The organism is Iningainema tapete BLCC-T55 (assembly GCF_014698965.1).
Taxonomy (GTDB): domain Bacteria; phylum Cyanobacteriota; class Cyanobacteriia; order Cyanobacteriales; family Nostocaceae; genus Iningainema; species Iningainema tapete.
This window is the reverse complement of the sequence record NZ_JACXAE010000057.1, coordinates 51,946-76,454: the sequence shown is the minus strand read 5'-3', so window position 1 is coordinate 76,454 and position 24,509 is coordinate 51,946. Positions and strand designations below refer to the sequence as shown.

Below are 24,509 nucleotides of genomic sequence, written 5' to 3'. Positions count from 1 at the left end.
TAACCCACGCCACTCCCCTCAACTTTGGGAACCAAAGCACGGGGGTGGCTCCCCTTTACAAGGGGGGAATAAAGCCCCCCTTGTAAAGGGGGGTTGGGGGGTGCTAGCAACCCTTTTAGCGGTGACAATTTTCACCTGGGGGTTTTTACCAGGAGTAGCTTTAGCCAAAACGCCAACAAAGCCTAGCTCGATTCAACCTTATTTAGATCGAGTAATTAAGCAATTGACGGAATTCCGCCTTGACAACGGCATGAAGTTCATTGTCTTAGAACAACATCAAGCACCAGTAGTTTCTTTTCTTACCTATGCTGACGTAGGTGGTGTGGATGAGCCAGTGGGTAAAACTGGTGTAGCACACTTTCTAGAGCATTTGGCATTTAAAGGTACAAGGCGAATTGGTACAAAAGATTACAAGGCTGAAGCACCGTTACTAGATAAGTTGGATCAGTTGGCAACTCAAATTACTGCAGCGAAAGCAGCAGGTAATCAAGCTGAGATGACCAAGTTAGAAGCTGAGTTTAAGCAAGTAGAAGTACAAGCTAACTCTTTTGTCAAGCAAAATGAATTAGGGCAAATTGTGGAGCAGGCGGGAGGTGTGGGTTTAAACGCTAATACCTCGACGGAAGCGACACGTTATTTTTACAGCTTTCCTGCAAATAAGTTAGAACTGTGGATGTCGTTGGAGTCGGAGAGATTTTTGGAACCTGTATTTCGCGAGTTTTATAAAGAAAAAGATGTAATTTTGGAGGAACGTCGTCTGCGGGTAGAAAATTCTCCCATTGGTATGATGATTGAGAAGTTTACTGATACTGCTTTTCAGGTGCATCCTTATAGACGTCCGGTAATTGGCTATGACGAAGATATCCGCAATTTAACTCGTGATGATGTGCAAAAGTTTTTTGATACGTATTATGTACCAAGTAATTTGACGATCGCACTTGTGGGTGATGTTAAACCAACTGAGGTGAAAAGACTGGCGCAAATTTACTTTGGGCGCTATCAAGCGAAGCCAAAACCTACTACTAAAGTTGCTGTGGAACCAAAACAGACACAAGCACGGGAGGTGACTTTGCAGTTGTCTTCTCAACCTTGGTATTTGGAGGGCTATCATCGTCCGGCTATGAATCACCCAGATGAAGCGGTTTATCAAATTATTAGCAGGTTGCTTAGTGATGGAAGGACTTCTAGGTTGTACAAGTCTTTGGTGGAAAAGCAGCGGTTGGCGCTTTCGGCTCAGGGTTTTAGTGGGTTTCCGGGTGATAAGTATGCGAATTTGATGCTTTTCTATGCTCTCACGGCTCCTGGTCATTCGGTGGATGAGGTGGCGGTGGCTTTGCGCAGGGAGATTGAGCGGTTGAAGTCGGAGCCTGTTTCTGCTGCTGAGTTGGAGCGGGTGAAGACTCAGGAACGGGCTGATTTGGTGCGGATGCTTAATTCTAATGCGGGGATGGCGGCTCAGTTGTTGGAGTATGAGGTGAAGACTGGTTCTTGGCGTAATTTGTTTCAGCGGTTGGATGAGATTGCTCGGGTTAGTGCTGCTGATGTTCAACGGGTGGCACGGGGGACTTTTACTTTGGAGAATCGTACTGTTGGTAAGTTGTTGTCGAAGGGAGGGAAGAAGTGATGAACCGCCAAGACGCCAAGAGCGCCAAGAAGAGGAGAATTGGGAGAAGGTTTTTTTATGCGTTGCTTCTTTCTTTTTCCTTTTTACTTTTAACTTTTAACTTTTCTTTAGCGGCGGAGGCTAAGCATTATACTGAGTTGCAGTTTGCTCCTTTGCCTGAGGTGCGGTTGCCGAGGTATGAGCGGTTTGTTTTGAAGAATGGTTTGGTTGTTTATTTGATGGAGGATCATGAGCTTCCTTTGGTTAATGGTACGCTTTTGGTTCGTACTGGTAGTCGTTTGGAGTCTGGGGATAAGGTTGGTTTGGCTGATTTGATGGGTTCGGTGATGCGCAGTGGGGGTACTTTGAGGTATCCGCCGGATCGTTTGAATGAGATTTTGGAGCAGCGCTCGGCTTCGGTTGAGGTTGGTGTTGGTGAGACTTTTGGTAGTGCTGGGTTTGAGTGTTTGAGTGAGGATTTAAGTTTGGTTTTTGGTTTGTTTGCTGATGTGATTCGCGAACCTGCTTTTGCTCAGGATAAGTTGGATTTGGAGAAGACTCAGAAGCGGGGTGAGATTGCTCGTCGTAATGATGATCCTGATGGTATTGCTGGTCGTGAGTTTCAAAAGTTAATTTATGGTAAGGATAGTCCTTATGCTCGCACGGTGGAGTATAAGTCTTTGGATAATATTTCTCGTGCTGATTTGATTGGGTTTAAGGAGCGCTATTTTTTCCCTGGTAATTCGATTTTGGGCATTGTGGGGGATTTTGATGCCAAAAAGATGCGTGGGCTGATTCAATCTGGGTTTGGTGATTGGCAGTCTCGGCAGAATGCAGCTAAGGTTGAGTTACCTCCGGTGAGGCAGGTTTCTACTGGTGGTGTTTTTTTTGTTAATCAGCCGCAGTTGACTCAAAGTAGTGTTTTGATGGGACATTTGGGAGGACAGTATAATAGTCCTGATTATCCGGCTCTTGATGTTTTGAATGGGGTTTTGAATGGTTTCGGTGGGCGTTTGTTTAATCAGGTGCGATCGCGTCAAGGTTTGGCGTATTCTGTATATGGTTACTGGAGTCCTAGTTTTGACTATCCTGGCACTTTTACCGCTGGGGGACAAACTCGTTCTAATGCTACTGTACAGTTTGTTCAGGCGCTGAAGGAGGAAGTTAAGCGTCTGCAATCTCAACAGGTGACGAAGGAGGAGTTGGCTTTTGCTAAGGAGTCTACTCTCAATTCTTTTGTTTTTAATTTTGAAAACCCTAGTCAAACTTTGTCTCGTTTGATGCGCTATGAGTATTATGGTTATCCGGCTGATTTTTTGTTTCGCTATCAAAAGGCGGTAGCTGCAACTACTGCTGCTGATGTGCAACGGGTGGCACAAAAGTATCTGCAGCCGGAAAAGATGGTGACTTTGGTGGTGGGTAATCAAGCTGCGATTAATCCACCTCTGACGCAGCTATCTGCACAGGTGACGCCAATTGATATCACTATTCCCGGTACACCAACACAAGCTGCGAATTAATCAGTACAACAAAGCTTTTGTATATCTTCCTGATATGATATGCAAGCAATGAATAATTAATTGGAGACGCGAATCGCGTCTCCTGAATACATGTGTATGAACTTATATAGTCTCATGCTTATCAAATATAAAGTTTTCTTGTTCTATGTCTAGTTTTTCCCGAAAAATACTTACAGAAAATTTATCAAAGATCTGTTGACATAGTTTTAGTATATTTACGTAAGTAATAATTTACCTATCTATAGTTATTACAATACTTAATGATGCAGTAATTACCGTCTTTTATCGGTAAGACATCAGTGTATTGCTGCTCCGTAGTTTGTACTACTTAGTCACGGCACAAAAATTAGGACTTATATAGTCATCTTTACTCCTGCATAAAAGTAGAGAGAAGCTATGTAAGACTCCTTTTTCATGCTTGGCGGTGAAAATTTTTCATCGCAGAAGCTTAATCTGTTGGGTAAATAATTTACTGAAAAACTCAAAAAGTATTCAACTAAGAATTGTATGAAACAATACCAAGGATTGATCAAACACTTTTTACTACTCACTGCTCCATTTTTTACTAGCTGTATATTAGCAACACCAAGTCAAGCTGCAACTTTCGCTTTGTCACAAGGAAACTTCAATTTTACCGACTTCAGTCAAGAACCCTCTAACGTTTCCACTGAAGCTATTGCCAACACGGAAGTTTTTGTTGCTAAAAAAGGTAACGGTACAGCACAAGCTGAAGCTAACGCGGTAGCAAGTTTTGTCATCTCTCCACCAGCAGCATCTAACTCATCTTTAAGCACAGCTATGGGTGAGAATAGAAATTACTTAGCATTGGCAGACAGTCAGGCTACTGTTGTCGGCAACTTCGATGTCAATGCAAATACACCTTTTTCTTTTAACTTCACTGGCGATTTCAAGTTGCAAGCGTCAATAGAGAATACACGTTCTGAAAGTGCCAAAGCAGGTGGAGATATATCTTTTTTGTTAGTTGATACTGCTAGTAACAGTGTCCTAGACTTCTTTAGTTTAAAGGGAGATGTAGTTACACCCGGTGATGAAGATTTTGTTGCCATTGAAAAAAGCGACAACGTAGTGTTAGGTACTCTAGCCAAGGATTTTAGTTTTAGCGGGAATCAAGAATTTGCTCAAGCTTCATTTCAAGGTTCTTTCAATCGCTTCTTTACTGACGCAAAAACTATATCTTTAATTGAAGTTAAGCAGAATCGGGTTGAAGTTAAAGCAGTACCTGAATCTTCAACTAACTTAACTGCACTTGTTGGTGTTGGTGTAGTGGGTGTTGCCTTGGGTAGGCGCAAAGTACAACCACAATATTCGTAGAGACGCCCCACTGAGGCGTCTTTACAAGCATCATAATTAATTTTTAAGGCTGTGAGACTATGCGATCGCATAACCTCACAGCCTCGCTCATTCTATGTTTGCATAAATTTGATAATAACTTACAGAAAATTTATGCTAAAGATAAAGTAAAGGCATTAGTATTATCACATAGGGAAATATCTACCAAATAAATAACTGATACGACTGTCACCTTCTTTGAGATGAGAAAAAAGTTGACAGCGTTATTTGGGATGGGACAAATATTTACAGCAAACACGGTAAAGCTTGAACTTACTAATTACCGATTGCTGTTACTTAATTATTGGGGGCAGGTGTATATATCTACCAAATAAAAATAACTGCAAGAACGGAACTGAGGATTGTATGAAGCAATACCTAGCAAATATCAAGCACGCACTGCAAATAGCTACTCCAATTGTTACTGGCTCTGTGTTAGTGGCTTCACCTAGTCAAGCTGCTACCTTTGCTTTTTCTCAAGGAGATTTTGAATTTAGTAATTTCAGTCAAAGCCCTTTGGAAGTGGAGACGGAAACAGACGTTGATGCTGTGGCGATTGATACTGGTAAGAATAACATGGTGCAAGCGCAGGGTTCTGCACAAGCATCTTTTGTGATTTCTCCACCAGAAGCAATAAATTTTTCGATTAGCGAGGCTTTGGGAGAGGGCAGAAATTATATAGGAGAGGCAAATAGTGAAGCTAGAGTTATTGGTAAATTCTTTGCCGATGCCGGTACACCTTTTTCTTTTGACTTTGCCGCTAATTTAAATTTGCAAACATCAATAGATGATCGAAGAGATGAGATTGCCACCGGAGCAGGAGATGTCTCATTTTTATTACTTGATACTAATAAAATGAGTGTCTTAGATTTCTTTAGCCTTTTTGGTAATTTAACCACTCCAGATGATGCTGATTTTGTTGCTCTCGAAACTAGCGACAACATTACTATAAGTAATTTACTGCGAGACGCTAATTTTGAAGGAAATCAAGAATTTGCTACAGTTTCAGTCGCAGGTTCTTTAAAACGCACCTTCGCGGAAAGAACAGATTTCACTTTAGTAGAAGTGAAGAGAAATCAAGCTAGAGTAGTGTCAACACCTGAACCTTCTACTCACCTAGCTTTACTATTATATTGTGGTAGCGCAATTGGCGTGGTTGCATACAAGTCTAAACGTAAGATAACTGCTGCTTAGCACGTTAGACATCGACCGAATTTCAACGTGCATTATCCAGAATCCTTGTAGAGACGTTACATGGAACGTCTCTACATTATTCACTGCTATGTCTATTCTCAGATCCCCGACAACTTTTACGAAGTCGGGGATCTTTAACATTTTAACTAGTTACTAAGGCATAAGAGCTAGAGACAACGGAAAAGTTTTTCTCAAATTTAGCAATAATATTAATATAGCTAGTAGCTATATGATAACGCCCTGCTGGGTCACTAATTGCTCTATTGTCAATTACAGTAGTGATGTCAGTTGCATCACCATAACCATTGGCGCTAAAATCAGAAATAGCTAGAGCATCACCACCATTGATATGCTGAGCATATGTTTCAGGTAGAGATTCTAAATAATCAAGATCGCAAATTATCATAACTTCTCTATTTTCACATCACAAAACTAAGTAAGGCTAGAGACAATTAATCTCTTTGATTACAAGAAATAGAAATAGAACCAGATTGTGAAGAAATCTGAACGTTTTCCTCAGATGACACCTTGATTCGTACGCTTTGGCTAATCTTACTACCATCACCAGACGCCTGAGCAAAACTTTTGATCTCCGCAATCACTTTGCCATCAGGTGAGACTATTCGCTTAGTGACAAATTGTGAGTTATCCATGTTTATACCTCTTTTGTTAGTTCTATCGGTTGAATAGCGATCGCCTGTTGATAGTATGCTGTAGCCATCTTCAGATCGCCTGCATTTTCCCTTTGCACACCTAATTTGTGATTTAATTGTGCATAGTAGACTTGCTGTTCTTGGGAAAGCTTCCCTTGTTGGTGAAGCGCGTTGCCTAAATTGACATCGGCTTCTATACAGTTGGGTTGAACTGCCAAAGCTTTTTGATAGTATGCGATCGCTTCATCTAAAAGTCCTTGTTGTTGCAGAGTGTAGCCGAGATTATTGTATATCGGTGCTGCATCTGGTCGGAGAGCGATCGCTTGCTGGTATGCTTCTTGAGCTTGTAACCACTTACCCAGAGCTTGACGCACATTGCCCAAACTAAACCATACTTTGACATCTGGCTGTATTTGTGCTGCTGCGCTCAACCACTGCTCAGCAGCTTTGGTTTGCCCAGTTTGAATAGCTATTGTACCAAGCCCATATAAAGCTTCTGGCTGATTTTGCTGAATTTCTAGCACCTGATGATATAAATGTTCAGCTTCAGCCCAGCCATGAGTACGTTGACATTGATTCGCTTGTTGAAGTAATCTTGTTGCTATGCTACCACATTTTCTTGATTTTTTAAATAGTTTTAAGAGAAAATTTTCCAGAGCGGTTATCGGTTCTAAATCGCCAGACAATAAGTGCTTGTTTTGGGCAACAAGTTGGGAAATCTGTTGACGATATTGAGCATCTTGACCGAGACGAACCGCAATCTGCACATAATCTTCAATATTTGTCGCAATTGTCACATCAATACCCATCATTGTCAGGATTGCCATTGTATGCCTTCCCCGCATCAACTCACCAGGCATTGTCACAATCGGAATGTCGTAAGCTAGAGCTTCTAATGTCGAGTTGCATCCAGACCAACCGATACTATCAAGAAACACATCCGCAATGGCTGTCGTTGCGGTAAAAGTTTTGGGTTCTAGACGAGGCAAAAAAATGCAGTAATCTTGATAATTGAGTCCGAACCCTTCAAAAGCTTGCTTTAAGCGATCGCTAAAGACTTTGGTAATCTGTTCACTAGCATGATGTTTAATAAAAACAAACTTGCACCTACTTAAATATGATGCAATTTGCGGAAAAACATCATCATATTGCGGTAAATACTTATATAACGATTGACAGCACCAGAACATCACTTCATCATCTGCAATGCCAATGTCCCTTTTACTAATTGCTGTTCGTTGAATTTCCTTAGGTGTATAATGAAATGATAAGTTAGGTAATCTGACTAATTTTTCCGTATAATGAGCTTGAGCATTTTCTGGTTCCATTAAAGCACTGCTCAAGTAATAGTCAATCGTGGGCATTCCGCTAGTTTCTGGATGTCCCCAAGAAGTGATTTGAATGGGAGCTAATCTTAAACACCCCAGTCGAATCGTCATAGAGTCCATTCCAAATTCAGGGAAAATCAGAACATGTAGGCGATCGCGTTCAATTATATTAGCCCATTGTTCCAGCAGTAAAGGACCTTGAGTAAACTTGTCAAAAACTTTGGCTGCTGTGAGTGTTTCTTGATCTTGTAGTGAGCTGGTATGATACCCAAACAACTCAAACTCACTTTTATCTAGGTTTTCTACCCAACCTCTAATCGGAATTTTCCAATTGGAATGCTCCCGAAAAAAACCACTTACGAAACCGACGCGAATTTTTTCATGAGCGGCTAACTCAGGAATGGGAATTACCTTACCCCACTGAGGATAACACCTTGCCATCAGTTGACAAATCATTTCCCCGTAAATAAGCTGTAGATATCGGTCATTAAAACCTTGATAAGTTAAATAAAAAGGCTGTAAATAACCTACTACTTTCGCCATCTCTACTTGTTCTTCAGCAGGTGCAAATTTATAGTGCTGAGCTAACTCAATTAGATGTTTTTGATACTGATTTCGCCGCCACTGAATTTCGTCTACATGAGAATAGATAATTGGCAATTGATTCATACAAATGCCAAATTTAGCTGCAGCCAAGTCAGGTTTAATTTTTAAAGCTTGCTCAAAGCAAGTTTTAGATGCTTCTAAATTACCTTGTTCGTTCAGCGAAGTTCCTAAATTGTAAAGAGCCTCAGCCCAATCAGGTTTAAATTTTAAAGCCTGCTGATACGACTGTATCGCTGCGTCTAAATCATATTCTTTCAGAGCATTTCCTAAATTATTATGAGCATTAGCAAAATCAGGTTTAATGCTCAAAGCTTTTTGATAACATTTTATAGCTAAATCTGATTGACCTTGCTTGAGAAAAACATTTCCTAAGTTGTTATAAACTTCAGCAAAGTTAGGCTCAATAATTAAAGTTTGCTCATAAAGTTTGAGCGCTTCTGTTAACTTTCCCTGTTGTTGAAGGATAACTCCAAAATTAAGTATAGCTTGTTTATATATATCTCCTAAAGATTGTTGTTCTACATGTTGTTCAAACTGACTTTGCAATATTTGTCTATATATTGTTTCCGCCTCATCCAATTGACCTAACTTTTGCTTCTGGACAGCAATTTGGATGCGAGCTTTAACATGAGATTCTGAGATATTTTCGGTTTTCATTGCTATACGGAAATCCCCAAATACCCTTTATAAGTTATTACTTTATTATGGGTATTTGGGGATGCTTTTACCTTCAATAAACTTGTCAACATAATAATTGCTCCATGTGGAGCAATTATTTATATTTGAGGCTAAATACTATTTGTTGGTAGCAGAAATAAATGTTCCGCTTTGGCTAGAACCTTCACCAGCAATGGTGATTTGGCTCAATGTACCTTCAGCAGTGCTGTTAGGACCGATAGCTTCGTTATCGAAAGCGAATGTAGCAGAGTTACCTACAACGTTAGAGTTAACACGAATGTTTGCATTCTTGTTAACAACTTCGTTGATGTTGGTGTTAGAATCGAAATCCAAGTTGGTTTTGATGTTAGAGAGCAAGTTCTTGTCGAAGTTTAGATGACGACCACCAACAACGGTTTCGGTTACTGCTTCTAAGTAGTTTAAATCAGAGATAATCATGGTTCTGTCCTGGGATTTGTTTATTTTTGGGTTTTGTGTAAGCTGTTTTTCGCTCACATTTATACTTTACAACATTTACTTTTAAAAGCAATAGGTTTCAGGATATTTTTTGATAATTCTTTTTTATATTTATCAATCAGTTTTACTTTTTAAATGCTTTTTTGCTTATAGTTAATTATATGAATTAATAGAGACGCAAAATCAGCCAATATATACCTTTTATATTGACTACTTTTAATAATTATTCTTTTTTAAAATCAAACTATTTCAATTAATTAATAACTAAATTAAGCCTGTTTGAGCATTTCTTCAAATTGTATAGATTTAGCCTCTAAGTCAAGCTGTATGGTAGTTTGCGCAGTTTCAATTTGTTGTTTTAACCATGCCTCAAATAAATCAGTAATAATTTTTTGGCGTAATTTTTCATCTAACTTAGGTTGAATAATTTCCTCTACCAAAATTAAATGAACTCCTTTTGCAGTGACAATTGGCTTGAGAATTTCTGGAGGGTTGGCGGCAAAGATAACAGCAGTAATTTCTGGTAAGAAGTCTTGGCGATTTCGCACTCCTTGGTATCCCCAAGTGCGACGAAGTTCTGGATCAAGTATGTGTTGACGAGCAATTTGGGGAAAACTAGCTTCACTTTCTTGCAGTGAGTAAAACAGTTCTAGCGCTAAGTCGTAATCATCCAAGATGATTTCGTAGGTAACGGCTTGCACATAATTGGTTTGATGCTCAAAAAAGAATGGTTCGACCTGATGAGAGAATAAATGATTTGGTAATTTTTGCGCCAGAATATTGTGGCGTGCTAACTCTTCAAAGTCATCTAGGGAAAGATGATGTTTTTTTAGCCATGCCCAAGTGTCTGTGGCTTTGACTAATTTATTTGCCATCCGCAAGCGATCGCCTTCCTCCTGTAGTTCTTCTTCTTCGACTTCTACGCCTACTTCTTTAGCTACAGAAGCAATTATTTTTCTTTTGGCGATCGCCTCCACTATGCTCGGTATTTGGCAAGAGAGTTTGTTTTGGTGAATTATGTCTTCACCAGAAATATTTAACATGATGCAATTTCCTTGATCGTTTGAGATTTGGGATGGTGTAGAGACGTTCCGGTGGAACGTCTCTACTGGTGCAATTTTTTGAATGGATCTAATAAGAAATCGATGACGCGACGCTGACGGATGATTACATCAGCGGTTGCTGTTTGACCTGGCGTTAAGGGTGTTTGTTTATTTTCTGTTTTGATATAAGGCTGTTTGAGAGTAATATCCAGTTCAAAAGTTTCTAGATTACCAGCGGTAGTGGTACTAATTTTGGAATCTGGAGAAATCCAATTGACGTTTCCAGATATCACTCCGTAATCTTGGAAGGGATAAGCATCAAATTTGATCTTGACAGGCATTCCCACTTTCAAAAAACCACTGTGCTGAATTGGCATTTGAGCTTTGAGTACCAAAGGAGATCCGTTGGGTGCAATAGAAGCAATCAATTGACCTGGTTGTACAACTTGTCCTGGCTTTTTGATGGGCAACTCAAAAATTACCCCATCCACAGGCGATCGCACCACTCGTTGCTGCATCTGTAGCTTTAACGATGTGGACATGCTACCGGTTTGAGCAATTTGTGATTGTATCGCCGTAATTTGTGATTGCAAATCTTTGATTTGTTCTTGACTTTTAAGTACAGATAGTTTTCCGGTATGAATTAAGGTCTTATAACTGCGTTGTTGCTCTTGCAGACGTAGCTGAGCTTGTTGGATATCAGAGTTAGCTTGACGAATAGTTCGCTCATAACTACTTTGTTCTTCCTTCAAGCTTGATTGAGAGCGAGATATTTCTGACTTTGCTTGCAGAAGGTTTTGGTAGTTTTCTTTGACTGATTGTTGTATTTCCATCAACCGATCTTGGGGAAGAACACCCTCTTGGTAAGCTTTTTTGTAGCGTGGTACTTTTTCTTGAGCGCCACGGTAACGAACTTGTGCTAGCTCGTAAGCTGCTTTAATCGAATCAATTGCTAATTTTTTCTGGTTAACTTGAGCTAGCTTTTCCTCTTTTTGTAAGTAATAGTTAGTCTGGAGAGTATCAAGATTCTGCTGTGCCTGTTGTATTTGGGCAAGTTTTTCTGATTGTTGCGCTTGGTTTTGTTGATTTTGGACGCGAATTGCTAACTCTACTTGGTTTTTGAGCAAATTCAGTTGCTGCCGCTGACTTTGTAGCCCCGATAGCTTTGCCTGTGCTTGTTGGAGTTCTGTGCGCAGAACATCCGACTCCAGTTCTACCAAAACCTGTCCTGTTTTTACAGTCTCACCTTCTTTTACCTTAACTGCAGTCACACTACCAGTAGCCGGAGAATCTAATTTTCGGGTTGCTCCCAATGGTTCAATCCGTCCCCTTGCAGTTCCTGTCTCATCAATTTTGGACAACATTGCCCAAGGGACAACGAGCATTGCAAAACCGATGAGTACATACAGAATAGAGCGTGTCCAAGGTCTAGGTAAAGCATCTAGCAGTTCCTCAGTACCTAAAAACCAATCGTTGGTATCTTCTGTGTCTACCGGATTTAGGTTTGTCGATTCTGTTTGGTTGGGCTTGTAATTTTGTTCATCATCCGGCGACGGTTGAGCCCGTGCGGATGAATTGCGAGATACAAATGGCATAGTTTTCCTCCTGAATTCTGAATTCTGAATTCTGAATTCTGGCTCACCCTGCATGAGCTAGTTGTTGTTGATTAAGGTAGAAATAATGACCTTTTTTGGCAATCAATTCGTCGTGAGTACCGCTTTCAACCAATACACCGCGATCTAAAACTAAAATTAAGTCAGCATTGCGGATAGTGGAAAGGCGGTGAGCAATGATTAGGCTGGTACGCCCTTTAAGTATTGTTTTGAGATTGTTTTGAATAATGCGCTCCGATTCTGAGTCGAGGTGAGAAGTCGCTTCATCTAAAAGTATGAAGCGGGGGTTACCCAGCAAGGCACGAGCGATCGCCAGTCGCTGACGTTGCCCACCTGATAGCATTCCGCCACCTTCCCCAATTTGGGTTTCGTAACCCAGGGGCAATTTTTGAATAAATTCATCTGCGCCTGCAAGACGTGCCGCATCAATGATCTCTTCTATAGAGGCTTGTGGGTAAGCGATACTGATGTTTTCCCTCACCGTACCGCCAAACAGAAAGGTATCTTGTGAGACAACACCAAACTGCGATCGCAGCGAACGGAGGGAAATAGTCGTCACATCTAGACCATCAATCAACACTTTGCCTTCTGTCGGAAGGTATAAACCCAAAATTAATTTGGAAAGGGTAGTTTTTCCGGAACCGCTACGCCCGACAACTGCCACAGTTTGCTCTGGCTGAATCTCAAAACTAAGATTTTGTAGCACGTTCGTATCATTTTGAGAGTGATAGCGAAAAGTTACATTTTCAAAACGAATTCTCCCTTGCAGTTTGCGCAGAGACTGGCGGGGTTTATTTTGTAAATCTTCTTCCGGCTCTGCTTGGATGACATCATTAATGCGCTCAGTGGAAATAACTATTTCCTGCAATTGATTCCACAGCCCCGCCAGCCGTTGAAAAGGACCAAGGACGTTGCCAATCAACATATTGAAAGCAACTAATTGTCCAATCGTGAGTTGCTGGTTAATCACTAGCCATGCGCCAAACCAGAGTAATGCAGTATTGCTAAACAGATCGATAGTGCCACTAATTAAAGAAAGGCGGATGTTAATTACCTGCCCAGAAAAACCTTTTTTGACTAATTTATATAGCTGTTCTTCCCAATGCCACCGAACAGTTTGTTCAACTGCCATTGAGCGAATTGAGCGAATTCCGGTAAGGGCTTCAATTAAATAACTGTTTTCTTCTGCAGAAGCATTAAAAATCTCTCGAGAAATCCGCCGCAACAAAGGTGTTACAGTGAACGCCAAGATGAAATAAGGTGGCACAATGACTAGTACTAGCAATGTTAAACGCCAGTTGTACCAGAACATTAATCCCAGGTAGATAAACACTGTCATAAAATCCAGAACGATTCCTAGCGTCTCGCCAGTGAGGAAGCGCTGAATTTTCTGGTTTTCTTGGATGCGAGAAACAATGTCGCCGACGTAACGTGTTTCAAAAAATGCTAGGGGCAATCGGAAGGTATGTTTCATAAAGCCTACTAGCAAGGCTATGCCCACACGGTTAGCTGTGTGTGCTAGTAGATATTGCCGTACTCCACTCATGGTAAGGCGGAACAAACCAAAAACTAGCAAACCCAAACCAATTGCGTTTAAAGTGGCTGTGCTACCTTGTACAATCACTCTGTCGAAGAGCAATTGGGTGAATAGGGGTGTGACTAGTCCAAAGATTTGCAGTAAGACAGAAGCGACAAATACTTCTAGCAGTACTTTCCAATGGGGTTTGATGATGTCGAAAAACTGCCAGAATCCTGTAGCTGCTTCTTCTGTTTCTTTGAGTTCGGAGGTGGGCTGCAATAATAATGCATATCCACTCCAACCTGCGATGAATTCGTTTTTAGTTAGTTTCCGTATGCCAATGGCAGGATCGCTAACAATTACCTGCTTGTTTGTGATTTCATTAACTACTATGTAGTGTTTGCCTTCCCAGTGAGCGATCGCTGGTAGGGATTGTTCTGCTAATTTAGCGAAGGTGGCTTTGACTGGGCGACTAGCAAAGCCGATGCTTTCTGCTGCTGCTGCCAAAGAGCGTAAGTCTACCCCACTACGGTTGGTGTTAGCTAAATCTCGCAACCTATTCAAACTAAACTGCTTGCCCCAGTAGAGCCCAATCATGACAAGGCAGGCTGCCCCACAATCAGAGGCACTGTGTTGTGCATAAAAGGGATACTGCTTACTGAGCTTTTGCCACCAATGCCCTACTTTTTGCTTTGGGCTGGGAAAGTAGGCAAGTCGTTTTTTTGATTTTGGTTTTGGCGCTGGTTGTGGTTGCCGAAATGGAATAACGTTACTGCGATTGGGCGGTGAGATCGGCTCTACACTAGTTGAGCCATCATCAATTAATGCTAATTTTGACCAATAAGCGAGGCAAGCTAACCAATCAGAATCTCGGAGAATATAAACAATTGTTGGTTTGTTGGTGTGCCAATTACTTTTATTAGGGTTTACATAAATTTTTCCTGGTGTTAAGCTGTGATTGTTATAATTTTGCAACTCTCCTTTGTAAAGTAATAACGCTTTTACATCTGCCGGAAGAGAGACATTGTCTGAGATATCTATCTTTTGTCGTTTAAACAAGGATAGAGCTTTGTGCATAGCTTGCACATCAGATGGTGGCGACGATTGTATCTTATGGCGGCATATCAGTAGCAAATCCCACAGTTCAGCTTGCTGATATAAATGAGTGCGGATTTGTGGATGTTTATCCATCAACGGCTGCAACACATCTTGTTTGAGATAACAAAGCTTCAAGTTAGTAGAAGCTCTGGCAGTATATTGTCCAAAGTTATCTTCACGAAATAAAGTTGCTTGCCCAAAGGATGAACCTGCGCCAAGCGTGGCAATTAAATTATCACTTTCGTCCAGCAGTCTTACTTTACCTGCAACAACTATATATATACCGGCGCTGGCATCTAACGATCGCCAAAATTGTTTGGCACAAGGTGGTTCAATAGTTTCTACCGCCTGAGCGCATAAAAGCAGTTCAGTTTCAGTTAGCTTTTCACACTCGCTAGCTGCTAGTTGTTGAGCGAGCATAGCAGGAGACAAAATCATTGACATTCTCTTACCCCCAACTTAAAGTCATTGGATGGCGAGCGTTAATTTTTCTCCCGCGCAAAGCTTGTTTTCGACTACAAATGTGTGTCATGATTACTACCAGTTGCCCCGAAAAAAGTGGACATACACGTCTACAGCAGCTGTTATGACTGGTCTAAGAATCACAGCTGCAAGATTAGATAGCCAATCCTTGGCTATTTAAACAGTTAATACATAGGCAGCTAACCCTTGGATTCCCCTGATATTAGCGGTATCGGGGGATTTATCCCTGGGCTAAGTAAAGTTTTACTTCTTTAAGATTCAGCATAATTTTGAGTAAATTTTCTTCTCTAATTCGGTTAGGGAAGAGTTACATTGCCTATTTATTTGGCAGTAGTTAATATCCCTGAAAAGATTTGTGAAAAACATGGCTGCTGTTTACCTTAATAGCAACAGTGTATGGTAGTGCAATTACTGCCTGTGAAATGGCGATTATTTAACTAAATAATCTTATTGGTTTGCTTTAAACATGGCTGGTGAATGATCTGGGAACACTAATTTTATAAATCTTGAAGACAGAATAAAAATCTTATTCAGACTTCTACTTGTATCTACAAGATATACAGGGACTTTCTCAACTCTGCCAAGTGTTTACCGCACTTTGCTTAAATTACCAAGTATTTAACCACAATATGTTACAGAGTAGGTATGTTTGATTGTAAACAATCTATAAAGATTTTTCACAACATGAAACATGATCGCTGTAGCACTTGGCATTTGTAACTTTTTCTTGTTTTTTTAGTCTTGTGTGTTACACATGGAAATTGCCGATTAATTTATTGTGGGCGCTCGCACTTAAAAGTTAACAAACTCTACGAGTATTTGTGCAATTAAATATGAGCATTCCACTACATAACTAAGTAGCAATCCCTTAGTTGATTAAGATTTTGCTAAGACTTAGTAATATTTCATCACGCTACATCAACTAAAATACAACAGTTCCTTACGCTGCTAATCAGACAACTGATATCTAAATAGTAAATTTACATACATCTTGTCAAGCTTTTTCTGAGTAAAACCATTTTTTGATTAAATCTTTACACTTACTTCATTTGAGCTTTACCTCGTTATTTTTTCTGAAAAAATAAAATTCTTTGCTACTAATTAAATTCACAGATAACTAATATTAAATATAGTTAAACCTCAAATCAAGAAATTCCTTCATCATGTAAAATCCAGCAATTATGCAGTTAATATATGTAAAAGTAAACATCAATATACTAGTGTATTTACTTAGTTAAGTACTTGGGGCAAAGTTAACTTTACAGTTTTGTTATATAATTTTGGTTTTTGAACGCAAATACTCATAAAAACTTTATCAAAGAGTTTCTGCTCTAGCTTTAGTATATTTACGTATGTAATAATTTACAAATAGATAGCATAGCAATACTACTGATGCCTATACTACAGTTTTACGAAGAAGATTGTATGAAGCACTACCAAAAAGTCAAGAAGCGCTTAATGTTTTTCATCGCGCCGTTACTGGCTAGCTCCATCTTATCCTCACCGAGTCAGGCAGCTACCTTCGCTTCATCGCGAGGAGAAGTAGAGTTTATCAATTTTAGTCTGGTCCCAGTGGATAATGATGCTAGCTCTAACACCAACGTCATTACCATTGCTCAAGAAGGCTTGGTGCTAGCTCTTGCTGATGGGGACGCAAATTTTATCGTTAACCCACCAACAGCGACTAACTTATCTTTAAGCCAAGCCTTGGGTTTGGGTAGAAGTTATTTAGGGTTGGCAGAAAGTGAGGCGAGAGTGGTAGGTGACTTTGTTGTTGAGGCAGGTACACCTTTTTCATTTAATTTCAACGCCCAATTAAACTTACAAACAACCATAGAAAATCCTTCATTTGAGATTGCTGGAGCGACGGGAGATATAGATTTCGTATTAGTAAACACAGATAATAACAGTATCTTAGAATCATTTAGGCTGATGGGAAATATAATTACCCCAGGAGATAGTGATTTTATTACTATTACAAAGAGTCCAAATGTTAGCTTATCCAATGTAACCAATCAATCTAATTTTGGTGGGAATCAAGAATCGGCTACAGCTACCATCTTCGGCTCTGTGCAACGTTCTTTTACTGAACAAACTAAATTATCGTTAGTAGAAGTGAAACGGAATCAAGCAAGAGTACAAGTACCTGAACCTTCGGTGAGCATAGCGCTGATGTTGTCTTTGAGTGGAATGAGTTTGGTGTTGAAAGCTAAGCGTAAAGATACTTTGGTACTTTAGACTTCCAAATCAAAAAGTATCCAATTAGTTCTTGTGGAGGCAGGCATCCTTGCCTACTGGCTGTAGACGTTTTCTCACATCAGCTTCACAATATTGTCATGGGATTTTTGCGTGAAATTGACAAGAAATTACACGAAATTTATAACACATATATAAAAAAACTCCTAGTATAAATACATAGGGTAAATATACCAGAAAAGAAAAAACGTTCTAATACTACTGCGATCGCTACTTTCTTTTCAGTGCTAAGAAGGTTGACAGTCTGTGTGGTATTCAACAAATTTACCTACTGCAAATATTGCAGAGGTAATTTGAGATACCCGGAAAAAGGCTGTTTGCTAATTTCAACTGTCGCCTAATTACTATGACTATTTTAAATGCCATCGTACACAACACAAATTAAGGATTTTATGAAGAAATTTCAGGGATTTGTCAAGAACTTTGTCCAAGTAGCTACTTTATTGGTAACTGGTTCGATCTTAGCTGCTTCACCCAGTCAAGCTGCCACCTTTGCTTCTTCTAATGGAGCATTAGAGTTTACCAATTTTAGTCAAAGTCCTTTGAATGTTGGTACAGGAACTAACGTCAACACTCTTGCCCAGGGTGGGATAGTACAAGCTCAGGCTACAGCACAAGCATTTTTTGTGATTAATCCACCAGTAGCATTCAATTTATCATTAACTGAAGCTATAGGACAAGGTAGAGATTATTTAGGATTGGCTGAAAGTGAAGCTAGAGTTATTGGTGACTTTGTTGTCGAAGCAAGTACATCTTTTGCTTTTGACTTCACAGCAGCTTTAGATTTGAACACGTTTATAGAAAATCCTCCAGCAGAGAATGCCAGAGCCGCTGGAGACATATCTTTTGTCTTATTTGACAGGACTAATCAGAATGTATTAGATTTCTTTAGCCTAACCGGAAATTTAACCACTGAAGGTGACAACGACTTTATTGCATTGCAAAAAAGCGACAACGTTGCTTTCAATGTGCTAGCGCAAGATTCTCAATTTGGTGGAAACTTTGAATTTGCTAATGCTTTAGTTCAAGGATCTTTGGAACGATTTTTTGCCAATAAAACAGATTTGACTTTAATTGAAGTGAAGACGAATAAAGCTCAAGTACAAGCACCTGAACCATCTACTACTCTAGCTTTGTTCTTAGGTTGTGGTGTTGTTGGTATTGCTGCTGTGAGACGCAAGAAGTAACCAGATACCCGACTTCTTCAAGAAGTCGGGTATCTAATAAATTAAGAAAACAATTTAGAAACAATTTCTTTTCGCAGAGGGGCGGCTTGAGCTTGAGTTAACCAGGTGAATAACTTTGTTACCGCTTGGGGAGAGCTATCGAGTTTAAGAATCTCTTGGATTAAACGAAAAGCACCATCAACATCGCTTGCCTCAAGGAACGTTTTCACATGTTCCAGATTTATATTAAAGTAATGGCTACGAGCTTTCGATGTAATCTCTGCACAATACTTAGCAGGCAAATAACTTTCAGACATCTCAATCGCACGGCGCAAAGCCATAGCTTGTTTCCAACCAGAAAGCCAATATTCATTAGATAATCCTTGGGAATGCAAGCGGTAACGAGCCAAGATTGCCCCCTCGTACCACCAATCATAAAAAGTGGCAATACGTTTATTCATTTCCCAGTCAGAAATTTCCGGTAACTGTGGGTAATAACCTCCCAGTCGTTCAAAAGTTGCTCGACGAATAACTACCGCAGGCAGCATCACTAAACATACCACTCCAATCTTCACTAACCAATCCTGAGCGATACCCGAATGCTCACCATACCCATATTTTTCGCTGTGCAGAACTTCCCCTATCTCATTGATATATTCAAAACCTGTCATAGCTGCGCCAACAGAATCCGGACACTGCTGTAGACTTTGCTTGAGTTGAGCATAAAAACCAGGCAGGACATAATCATCATCATGAAGTACGTGAATCCACTTACCGCGACTGTTGGCAATACCTGCATTCATATTTTTGATCGGACCAATATTTTCCTGATTGCGGTAGTAGCGCACTATCCCTTTGCCAATACTATTAACTATTTCAAACACAGGTGTTTGACTGGCATTATCCATGACGATAATTTCCATCTCCGCGAATCCTTGCCATTGTGCTAGTACGCTGGTAAGACATTCGAGCAGATACTCTGTACGATTATATACAGTTATCACCACAGTCCAGAAAGGTCGTATCTCACTGTCAGATACAGGTGGAATAGCCGGAAACTGATAAGCTCCGACGGTTACTTCTGATTGAGGAACTGATGGTGTAAGTATCTCCGTTTGAGTAGTTTTCTCATCCACAGCACTGTTGTAGTGAGGATTAATCAGCTTTAACCATTGTCGATAGTAAACAACAGCAGTCTTTAAATCTCCAGCTTTTTCCCTTTGTAAGCCCAATTTGTGATTCAATTGTGCGTAGTATATTTGTTTTTCGTCAAGCTTACCCACTGCATGTAGGGCATTGCCCAAATTTGCCTCGGCTTCGATAAAGTCAGGCTTGATTTCTAGGGCTTTTTGATAGTAGTGAATTGCTTCGTCAAATTCTCCTACTTGTTGCAGAGCATAGCCCAAGTTGTTGTAAATTGGTAGTAATGGTTTCAATTCCAGAGCTTGACGGTAAGCCGTAACTGCTTGAGCATACTGCTGTTGAGCTACATGCAAATTACCTAAACTAAACCAAGTCTTCACATCAGGCTGGGCTTGAATTGCCGCAGTTAGCCACTTCAAGGCAGTTTGAGTTTGTCCTAACTCAGTAGCCAGCATACCTAAATTGTATAAAGCTTCCGGATGGTTTGGTTGGATTTCCAGAACTTGATGATACAGTTGCTGTGCTTGGGCTAAACGATTAGCTTGTTGATGTTGAATTGCGAGTTGGAGGGTTTGGCTTACTTCTTGACTTGGCATGATAGCAGGATTTCGAGAGTATATGTATCAAATGTCATTATTGTACTTATACATTTGTAGGCCATACCAACTCAAATAATATTTGCGACAAATAACCCCACTCGCAGCCCACTTAACCCGCCCCTTTCCAAGGGGAATTGGGGAGGGCATTTGGAGTTTAAACCAAGGGAGTTTCGGATATATTTCCAGCAAAAGAATAAGATCTGACTGATGTTCCCAAAGAGCCAGTATTTCTGCTGGTTAAAGTTATAGACAGAGATTTACCATCGCTACTTGACACTAGATATCCGGATTCGCCTGTGGTTGGATTATTTAGCTTTTCCACTGAGTATTCTACTCCAGAATAGACTTTTTCACGAGTATAGTTTACAGGCGTAAAGGTAAGGGACTTCGGTAGTAACGATATGCTTAAATTCCTCAATGTCAGACTTCTCGACACACTCAATCCACCTTTAACCTCGATATCTTTATCTGTTGCTACTTCACAAAAACTCAGATCTGATATCTTCAATCTACTCATAGTGCACCTCGCTAGTAACAATTGCAAAAAACAGAGGAATACTGTGATTACTCCCTACTCATCACCTGATATTAACTGGACGTTTCGCAGATGTTGTGGAGGAAAATTACTCACTTACTTGTGAGAAATTTTTCTTACTCTTATACTATACCTTTGTTACTAAATAAGAACAGAGATTATTTTTTATTAACAAAAAATTATTAAAATTGAAAAAAATAATTTAAATTAGCTAATAATAGCAAAAACAAAAAGAGCAAACAAATTTTAAAAAAAATTGTTTACTTTTAAAGTATAAAATTAAATATTAACTCATTAAATAAGCTATTACTAATTCTTAATCAAACATAAAAAACCGGATTTATGCATAAACCAGATCATTGGTATAAGGTATGTATTTGCGATGTTCTAGAAAGCTAGTACATCGGGCGCGGAAATAAAACTACCATTCAAAATGGCGCAAAAGCTTAAAATATAAGACTTTTGAATGCGTGAATGCGTGACTTTCGCGCAGCGGTGCTAGCTCTAATCGAACACTATTGATTGAGAGTTAATCTGATTGAATGTCACACCTGCAAGCAGTAATGACCCTTCTTTGCGTCCACCTTCAAAATCGAAGAGAAGACCATCCTTGGTATCTGTTATATTCCCTTGAGAAAACATCTCTTTTAACCATTGATCGGGATTACGATTACCCCAGTACTGAAATACAATCTTATCGATACCAACCTTGAAGTCTTGAATGACATCCAAATCACCATTCAAGTTATCGCTACGTTTGAAAACAAATTGGTCATAACCTTCACCACCAACTAAGATATCACTACCACGTCCACCAATTAGGATATCATTGCCCAAACCACCATAAAGTTTATCATCTCCCTGACCGCCATCAAGGTGATCGTTGCCTTGACCTCCTTCGAGGATATCATTACCGTCTTTTCCATCGAGCCGATCGTCTCCAATAGAGCCATATATTTTGTCAGCACCGTTAGTGCCATTTAGTCTATCGTTGTCAATCGTGCCATAGATAACATCTTGTCCGAGATTGCCGATTAAAGTATCCCCCAAAAAAGTGACGGCACTGGCATTAATTTCTACTAAAGTTATGTTGGTATCACGCTTAAACGTCTCTTGGTAAGTTCCAAAATACTTACCCGTGAGGAAGTCCAAGCCATTGTTACCATCAACATCAGTAGTTTGATCGCGACTGGCAATTTTAACATTGCGACTACCACCAGACTTCAAATCGCCGATTTGCTTAGAGGAGATTAACTTACCGTGAATACCAAAATAATCTAAAACCTTGGCTTTATTTGGATTTGTGGTGTCTAAAACCAGGAAAGCTGTTTTCGACTTAGCCTCGTTATATTCAGTACTGGGATTTTCAATTTCTTTAGCTGTGAGTTCTAAATCTGCGAAAAAATCGAAAGAGAAGGTTTGATGAGCGCCAACAGCAAAATTAGCAATTACTTTAGTTTCACTGTTAGCACTTCCCGCATAAGGACCATCTAAACCAATGCCAGTACTTTCAGTAAAGAGTACAGAGAAAGTTGGCTCATTGTTAAAAATAGCTGTAGCTTCACCAATAGCAGCAGCTACACCACCTCTAACCAATGTCTCCGTTAAGGTAAAAGTCACATTTCCTAGAGCTTGACTATAGTTAGAGAAAATAGCAAATCCTGTAGCATTAGCAAAATTAGGATTGGGGTTAATAATTGTATTAGTTGGTTGTAAAAATAGAGTGTCTGATGACATATTGACTAAATCCACAATCCTTATTCTTTTTACTTTTGATTTGAAATATTAACAGGTATGGGAAAATTAATCTCTACTGATTGTGAGTGGAACTAGATTTTGAAAAACTGCTAGAACTCGATTTCACGGAAGAACTGCTAGAACTACTGTGAGAAGAAACATTTACTGAAACGCTTTGACTAATCTCACGAGTTCCATCGCCATCTATAGCTACACTTTTTGCTTCGGCAATAATCTTGCCATCAGGTGATACTATGCGTTTGATTACTACTTGATAGTCAGCCATGATACTACTTATTTATTAATTTTGTCGGATTACGAAAATAATTTTGATTAGCTTTGACAAATTTTTCCATTGCACTATAGGCACTACTAGATAATAGCTTTGGAAAATTTATGCAATTTATAACTCACCCTGGAACAATATCTATATCGCTGAAAGCTTTTAAGAACTTTCAGCGATATCCGTCTACAATTCAAAAGAATCAGAGGAAGAGTTAGAGTCGGTAAAAGAACCGACATCTAACTTAAATAACCCCAGTTTTTAAACGGGCAATAAAGTCAATTGTTTACTAGCGATTAGCTGCAGCTGTTGAACGAGAAGCAGCGTCAGAAGATTTACCTTCATAAACTTCAGTAAAGGTAATAGTTTCAGCATCTGTGTTTTTACCGTATGCTTGGCTGACTGCCTGAGCATCGGCAAAATTGCCGTCCACATCAACATTAATGTCAACTTTCTTATCGATGTCAACTTTTACTTTGCTGAAGATATATTCCAACTTGTTGTTATAAATAGCAAAACCACCGCCACCAAGAATTTCAGTTCCTTCAACAGCTTCCAAATGGTTAATATCAGAAATAATCATTGGTTTCTCCTGGGAATTAACTTGTTTTTGGTTAGTCATGTAAGCTTGTTTTTTGCTTACATCTTTAATATACAGGATTAAATTTGAAAATCAATAGTTTTTGAAGTAATTTTTGATAACTATTTATGATGGTATTTTCAAATATTGCTTCTTTTATATAATGCTAATTTATAACATTTTTTTGAATAATATAACAGCAGAAAACTTGCCAATTTCCTCCTATAAATTGACAACAAATAAAATACTATTTCAAATTTTTTGTTAATTAAAAAAATTAAGCTTGTTTTACTTTTTCGTTAGTTTTTGTGAAATTATCATCCAAGTCTAGATATGTGATAATTTCCATACACTCAATTTGTTGTTCTAACCATGCATTAAATAAATCTGTAATAATTTTTTGGCGTAATTCATCATCTAATTTAGGTTGAATGATTTCTTCAACCCAAATTAGATGGACTCCTTTTGAAGTCACAATTGGTTTGAGAATCTCAGACTCAGTTGCAGCAAATACAGCTGTCGCAATTTCCGGGCGAAAGTCTTTACGGTGTTTGAGTCCCTGATATCCACGCGAACGACGGAGTTCTGGTTCTTGTATGTATAAACGAGCGATTTCAGGAAAAGTAATTTCACCTTCAACTACGGCGTAAAAGAGTTCTAAAGCTAAGTCTCGATCATCAAAGATGACTTCATAGGTGACGGCAGCAACATAATCTACACGGTGTTCATAGAAAAAGCTTTCGACGTGAGCCGAAAATAAATGATTAGCTAACTTCTTGGTAAGGACTTTGTTGTGGATTGACTCCTCAAATTCATCTAAAGACAGATGATGTTTTTTCAACCATGTCCAAGTGTCTTTAGCTTTGACGAGTTTCTGCGCTAACCGCAAGTCATCTCCTTCTTGCTGTAGTTCTTCGGCAGTCACTGTAATGCCTGCTTCTTGGGCTGCTTCAGTAATAATTTTTTGCGTGGCGATCGCCTCCTGAACACTCTTGATTTGGTACGAAAGTTTCAGACACTGAATTATGTCTGTTTGAGTAATAGTCAGACTTTTAGACATGATGCA

Annotated in this window: 19 protein-coding genes; 6 read left to right on the top strand and 13 right to left on the bottom strand. The window is 39.5% G+C overall.

Annotated elements, in window-relative coordinates:
• Window positions 1-100: 100 nt before the first annotated feature.
• The 4 genes from ICL16_RS16590 to ICL16_RS16575 all read left to right on the top strand — a co-directional run bounded on the left by ICL16_RS16590 (window position 101) and on the right by ICL16_RS16575 (window position 5,667).
• Window positions 101-1,624 (top strand): M16 family metallopeptidase, encoded by a 1,524-nt coding sequence (locus ICL16_RS16590; RefSeq protein ID WP_190829686.1) that lies wholly within the window; start codon window positions 101-103, stop codon window positions 1,622-1,624.
• The gene (locus ICL16_RS16585; RefSeq protein ID WP_190829684.1) at window positions 1,624-3,123 is read left to right on the top strand and encodes a M16 family metallopeptidase; all 1,500 of its coding nucleotides are present in this window, start codon (window positions 1,624-1,626) and stop codon (window positions 3,121-3,123) included. Before ICL16_RS16590 ends, ICL16_RS16585 begins: the two co-directional genes overlap by 1 nt.
• 507 nt (window positions 3,124-3,630) lie before the next feature.
• Window positions 3,631-4,455, top strand: a complete 825-nt coding sequence (locus tag ICL16_RS16580; protein ID WP_190829682.1) for a hypothetical protein — start codon at window positions 3,631-3,633, stop codon at window positions 4,453-4,455.
• A 384-nt stretch (window positions 4,456-4,839) separates the two neighbouring features.
• A complete protein-coding gene (locus ICL16_RS16575) occupies window positions 4,840-5,667 on the top strand; it encodes a hypothetical protein (RefSeq protein ID WP_190829680.1) in 828 nt (275 codons plus the stop codon).
• A gap of 142 nt (window positions 5,668-5,809) precedes the next feature.
• On the opposite strand, the gene ICL16_RS16570 is transcribed toward ICL16_RS16575, so the two are convergent.
• The 7 genes from ICL16_RS16570 to ICL16_RS16540 form a co-directional block, all read right to left on the bottom strand.
• Window positions 5,810-6,073, bottom strand: coding sequence for a hypothetical protein (locus tag ICL16_RS16570; protein WP_190829678.1), 264 nt, complete (start codon window positions 6,071-6,073; stop codon window positions 5,810-5,812).
• A gap of 46 nt (window positions 6,074-6,119) precedes the next feature.
• Window positions 6,120-6,320, bottom strand: coding sequence for a hypothetical protein (locus ICL16_RS16565; RefSeq protein ID WP_190829676.1), 201 nt, complete (start codon window positions 6,318-6,320; stop codon window positions 6,120-6,122).
• A gap of 2 nt (window positions 6,321-6,322) precedes the next feature.
• Window positions 6,323-8,911 carry a tetratricopeptide repeat protein gene (locus ICL16_RS16560; protein ID WP_190829674.1) on the bottom strand — a complete coding sequence of 863 codons (2,589 nt, stop codon included), beginning with the start codon at window positions 8,909-8,911 and terminating at the stop codon, window positions 6,323-6,325.
• Between the two features lie 138 nt (window positions 8,912-9,049).
• Window positions 9,050-9,370, bottom strand: a complete 321-nt coding sequence (locus ICL16_RS16555; protein ID WP_190829672.1) for a hypothetical protein — start codon at window positions 9,368-9,370, stop codon at window positions 9,050-9,052.
• A 287-nt stretch (window positions 9,371-9,657) separates the two neighbouring features.
• The gene (locus tag ICL16_RS16550; RefSeq protein ID WP_190829670.1) at window positions 9,658-10,431 is read right to left on the bottom strand and encodes a peptidylprolyl isomerase; all 774 of its coding nucleotides are present in this window, start codon (window positions 10,429-10,431) and stop codon (window positions 9,658-9,660) included.
• 62 nt (window positions 10,432-10,493) lie between these two features.
• A complete protein-coding gene (locus tag ICL16_RS16545) occupies window positions 10,494-12,026 on the bottom strand; it encodes a beta-barrel domain-containing protein (RefSeq protein ID WP_190829668.1) in 1,533 nt (510 codons plus the stop codon).
• Window positions 12,027-12,069: 43 nt separating this feature from the next.
• On the bottom strand, window positions 12,070-15,105 hold the full coding sequence (locus ICL16_RS16540; RefSeq protein WP_190829666.1) for a peptidase domain-containing ABC transporter: 3,036 nt from the start codon (window positions 15,103-15,105) through the stop codon (window positions 12,070-12,072).
• Window positions 15,106-16,536: 1,431 nt separating this feature from the next.
• Here ICL16_RS16540 and ICL16_RS16535 point away from each other — a divergent pair.
• Both ICL16_RS16535 and ICL16_RS16530 read left to right on the top strand, forming a co-directional pair.
• Window positions 16,537-17,382 carry a PEP-CTERM sorting domain-containing protein gene (locus ICL16_RS16535; RefSeq protein WP_190829664.1) on the top strand — a complete coding sequence of 282 codons (846 nt, stop codon included), beginning with the start codon at window positions 16,537-16,539 and terminating at the stop codon, window positions 17,380-17,382.
• A 410-nt stretch (window positions 17,383-17,792) separates the two neighbouring features.
• A complete protein-coding gene (locus tag ICL16_RS16530) occupies window positions 17,793-18,587 on the top strand; it encodes a PEP-CTERM sorting domain-containing protein (protein ID WP_190829662.1) in 795 nt (264 codons plus the stop codon).
• 41 nt (window positions 18,588-18,628) lie between these two features.
• Here the strand turns inward: ICL16_RS16530 and ICL16_RS16525 are convergent, their stop codons facing one another.
• The 6 genes from ICL16_RS16525 to ICL16_RS16500 all read right to left on the bottom strand — a co-directional run bounded on the left by ICL16_RS16525 (window position 18,629) and on the right by ICL16_RS16500 (window position 24,503).
• A complete protein-coding gene (locus tag ICL16_RS16525; RefSeq protein WP_190829660.1) occupies window positions 18,629-20,305 on the bottom strand; it encodes a glycosyltransferase family A protein in 1,677 nt (558 codons plus the stop codon).
• A gap of 157 nt (window positions 20,306-20,462) precedes the next feature.
• On the bottom strand, window positions 20,463-20,825 hold the full coding sequence (locus ICL16_RS16520) for a hypothetical protein (protein ID WP_190829658.1): 363 nt from the start codon (window positions 20,823-20,825) through the stop codon (window positions 20,463-20,465).
• Window positions 20,826-21,347: 522 nt separating this feature from the next.
• Window positions 21,348-22,580, bottom strand: a complete 1,233-nt coding sequence (locus ICL16_RS16515; protein ID WP_190829657.1) for a calcium-binding protein — start codon at window positions 22,578-22,580, stop codon at window positions 21,348-21,350.
• Window positions 22,581-22,653: 73 nt separating this feature from the next.
• Entirely contained in the window at window positions 22,654-22,866 is a 213-nt protein-coding gene (locus ICL16_RS16510) for a hypothetical protein (protein ID WP_190829655.1), read from the bottom strand.
• A 286-nt stretch (window positions 22,867-23,152) separates the two neighbouring features.
• Window positions 23,153-23,485 carry a hypothetical protein gene (locus ICL16_RS16505; protein WP_238360804.1) on the bottom strand — a complete coding sequence of 111 codons (333 nt, stop codon included), beginning with the start codon at window positions 23,483-23,485 and terminating at the stop codon, window positions 23,153-23,155.
• A 235-nt stretch (window positions 23,486-23,720) separates the two neighbouring features.
• Window positions 23,721-24,503 (bottom strand): peptidylprolyl isomerase, encoded by a 783-nt coding sequence (locus tag ICL16_RS16500; protein WP_190829653.1) that lies wholly within the window; start codon window positions 24,501-24,503, stop codon window positions 23,721-23,723.
• Window positions 24,504-24,509 lie beyond the last annotated feature (6 nt).

Excerpts from the sequence above, each read along its gene's own strand:
- ICL16_RS16585 (WP_190829684.1), top strand. The coding sequence starts at position 1,624 with ATGAACCGCCAAGACGCCAAGAGCGCCAAGAAGAGGAGAATTGGGAGA.
- ICL16_RS16555 (WP_190829672.1), bottom strand. The coding sequence starts at position 9,370 with ATGATTATCTCTGATTTAAACTACTTAGAAGCAGTAACCGAAACCGTT.
- ICL16_RS16500 (WP_190829653.1), bottom strand. The coding sequence starts at position 24,503 with ATGTCTAAAAGTCTGACTATTACTCAAACAGACATAATTCAGTGTCTG.
- ICL16_RS16525 (WP_190829660.1), bottom strand. The coding sequence starts at position 20,305 with ATGCCAAGTCAAGAAGTAAGCCAAACCCTCCAACTCGCAATTCAACAT.
- ICL16_RS16545 (WP_190829668.1), bottom strand. The coding sequence starts at position 12,026 with ATGCCATTTGTATCTCGCAATTCATCCGCACGGGCTCAACCGTCGCCG.
- ICL16_RS16515 (WP_190829657.1), bottom strand. The coding sequence starts at position 22,580 with ATGTCATCAGACACTCTATTTTTACAACCAACTAATACAATTATTAAC.
- ICL16_RS16570 (WP_190829678.1), bottom strand. The coding sequence starts at position 6,073 with ATGATAATTTGCGATCTTGATTATTTAGAATCTCTACCTGAAACATAT.
- ICL16_RS16530 (WP_190829662.1), top strand. The coding sequence starts at position 17,793 with ATGAAGAAATTTCAGGGATTTGTCAAGAACTTTGTCCAAGTAGCTACT.
- ICL16_RS16510 (WP_190829655.1), bottom strand. The coding sequence starts at position 22,866 with ATGGCTGACTATCAAGTAGTAATCAAACGCATAGTATCACCTGATGGC.
- ICL16_RS16575 (WP_190829680.1), top strand. The coding sequence starts at position 4,840 with ATGAAGCAATACCTAGCAAATATCAAGCACGCACTGCAAATAGCTACT.
- ICL16_RS16535 (WP_190829664.1), top strand. The coding sequence starts at position 16,537 with ATGCCTATACTACAGTTTTACGAAGAAGATTGTATGAAGCACTACCAA.
- ICL16_RS16580 (WP_190829682.1), top strand. The coding sequence starts at position 3,631 with ATGAAACAATACCAAGGATTGATCAAACACTTTTTACTACTCACTGCT.
- ICL16_RS16540 (WP_190829666.1), bottom strand. The coding sequence starts at position 15,105 with ATGTCAATGATTTTGTCTCCTGCTATGCTCGCTCAACAACTAGCAGCT.
- ICL16_RS16520 (WP_190829658.1), bottom strand. The coding sequence starts at position 20,825 with ATGAGTAGATTGAAGATATCAGATCTGAGTTTTTGTGAAGTAGCAACA.
- ICL16_RS16560 (WP_190829674.1), bottom strand. The coding sequence starts at position 8,911 with ATGAAAACCGAAAATATCTCAGAATCTCATGTTAAAGCTCGCATCCAA.
- ICL16_RS16550 (WP_190829670.1), bottom strand. The coding sequence starts at position 10,431 with ATGTTAAATATTTCTGGTGAAGACATAATTCACCAAAACAAACTCTCT.
- ICL16_RS16565 (WP_190829676.1), bottom strand. The coding sequence starts at position 6,320 with ATGGATAACTCACAATTTGTCACTAAGCGAATAGTCTCACCTGATGGC.
- ICL16_RS16505 (WP_238360804.1), bottom strand. The coding sequence starts at position 23,485 with ATGACTAACCAAAAACAAGTTAATTCCCAGGAGAAACCAATGATTATT.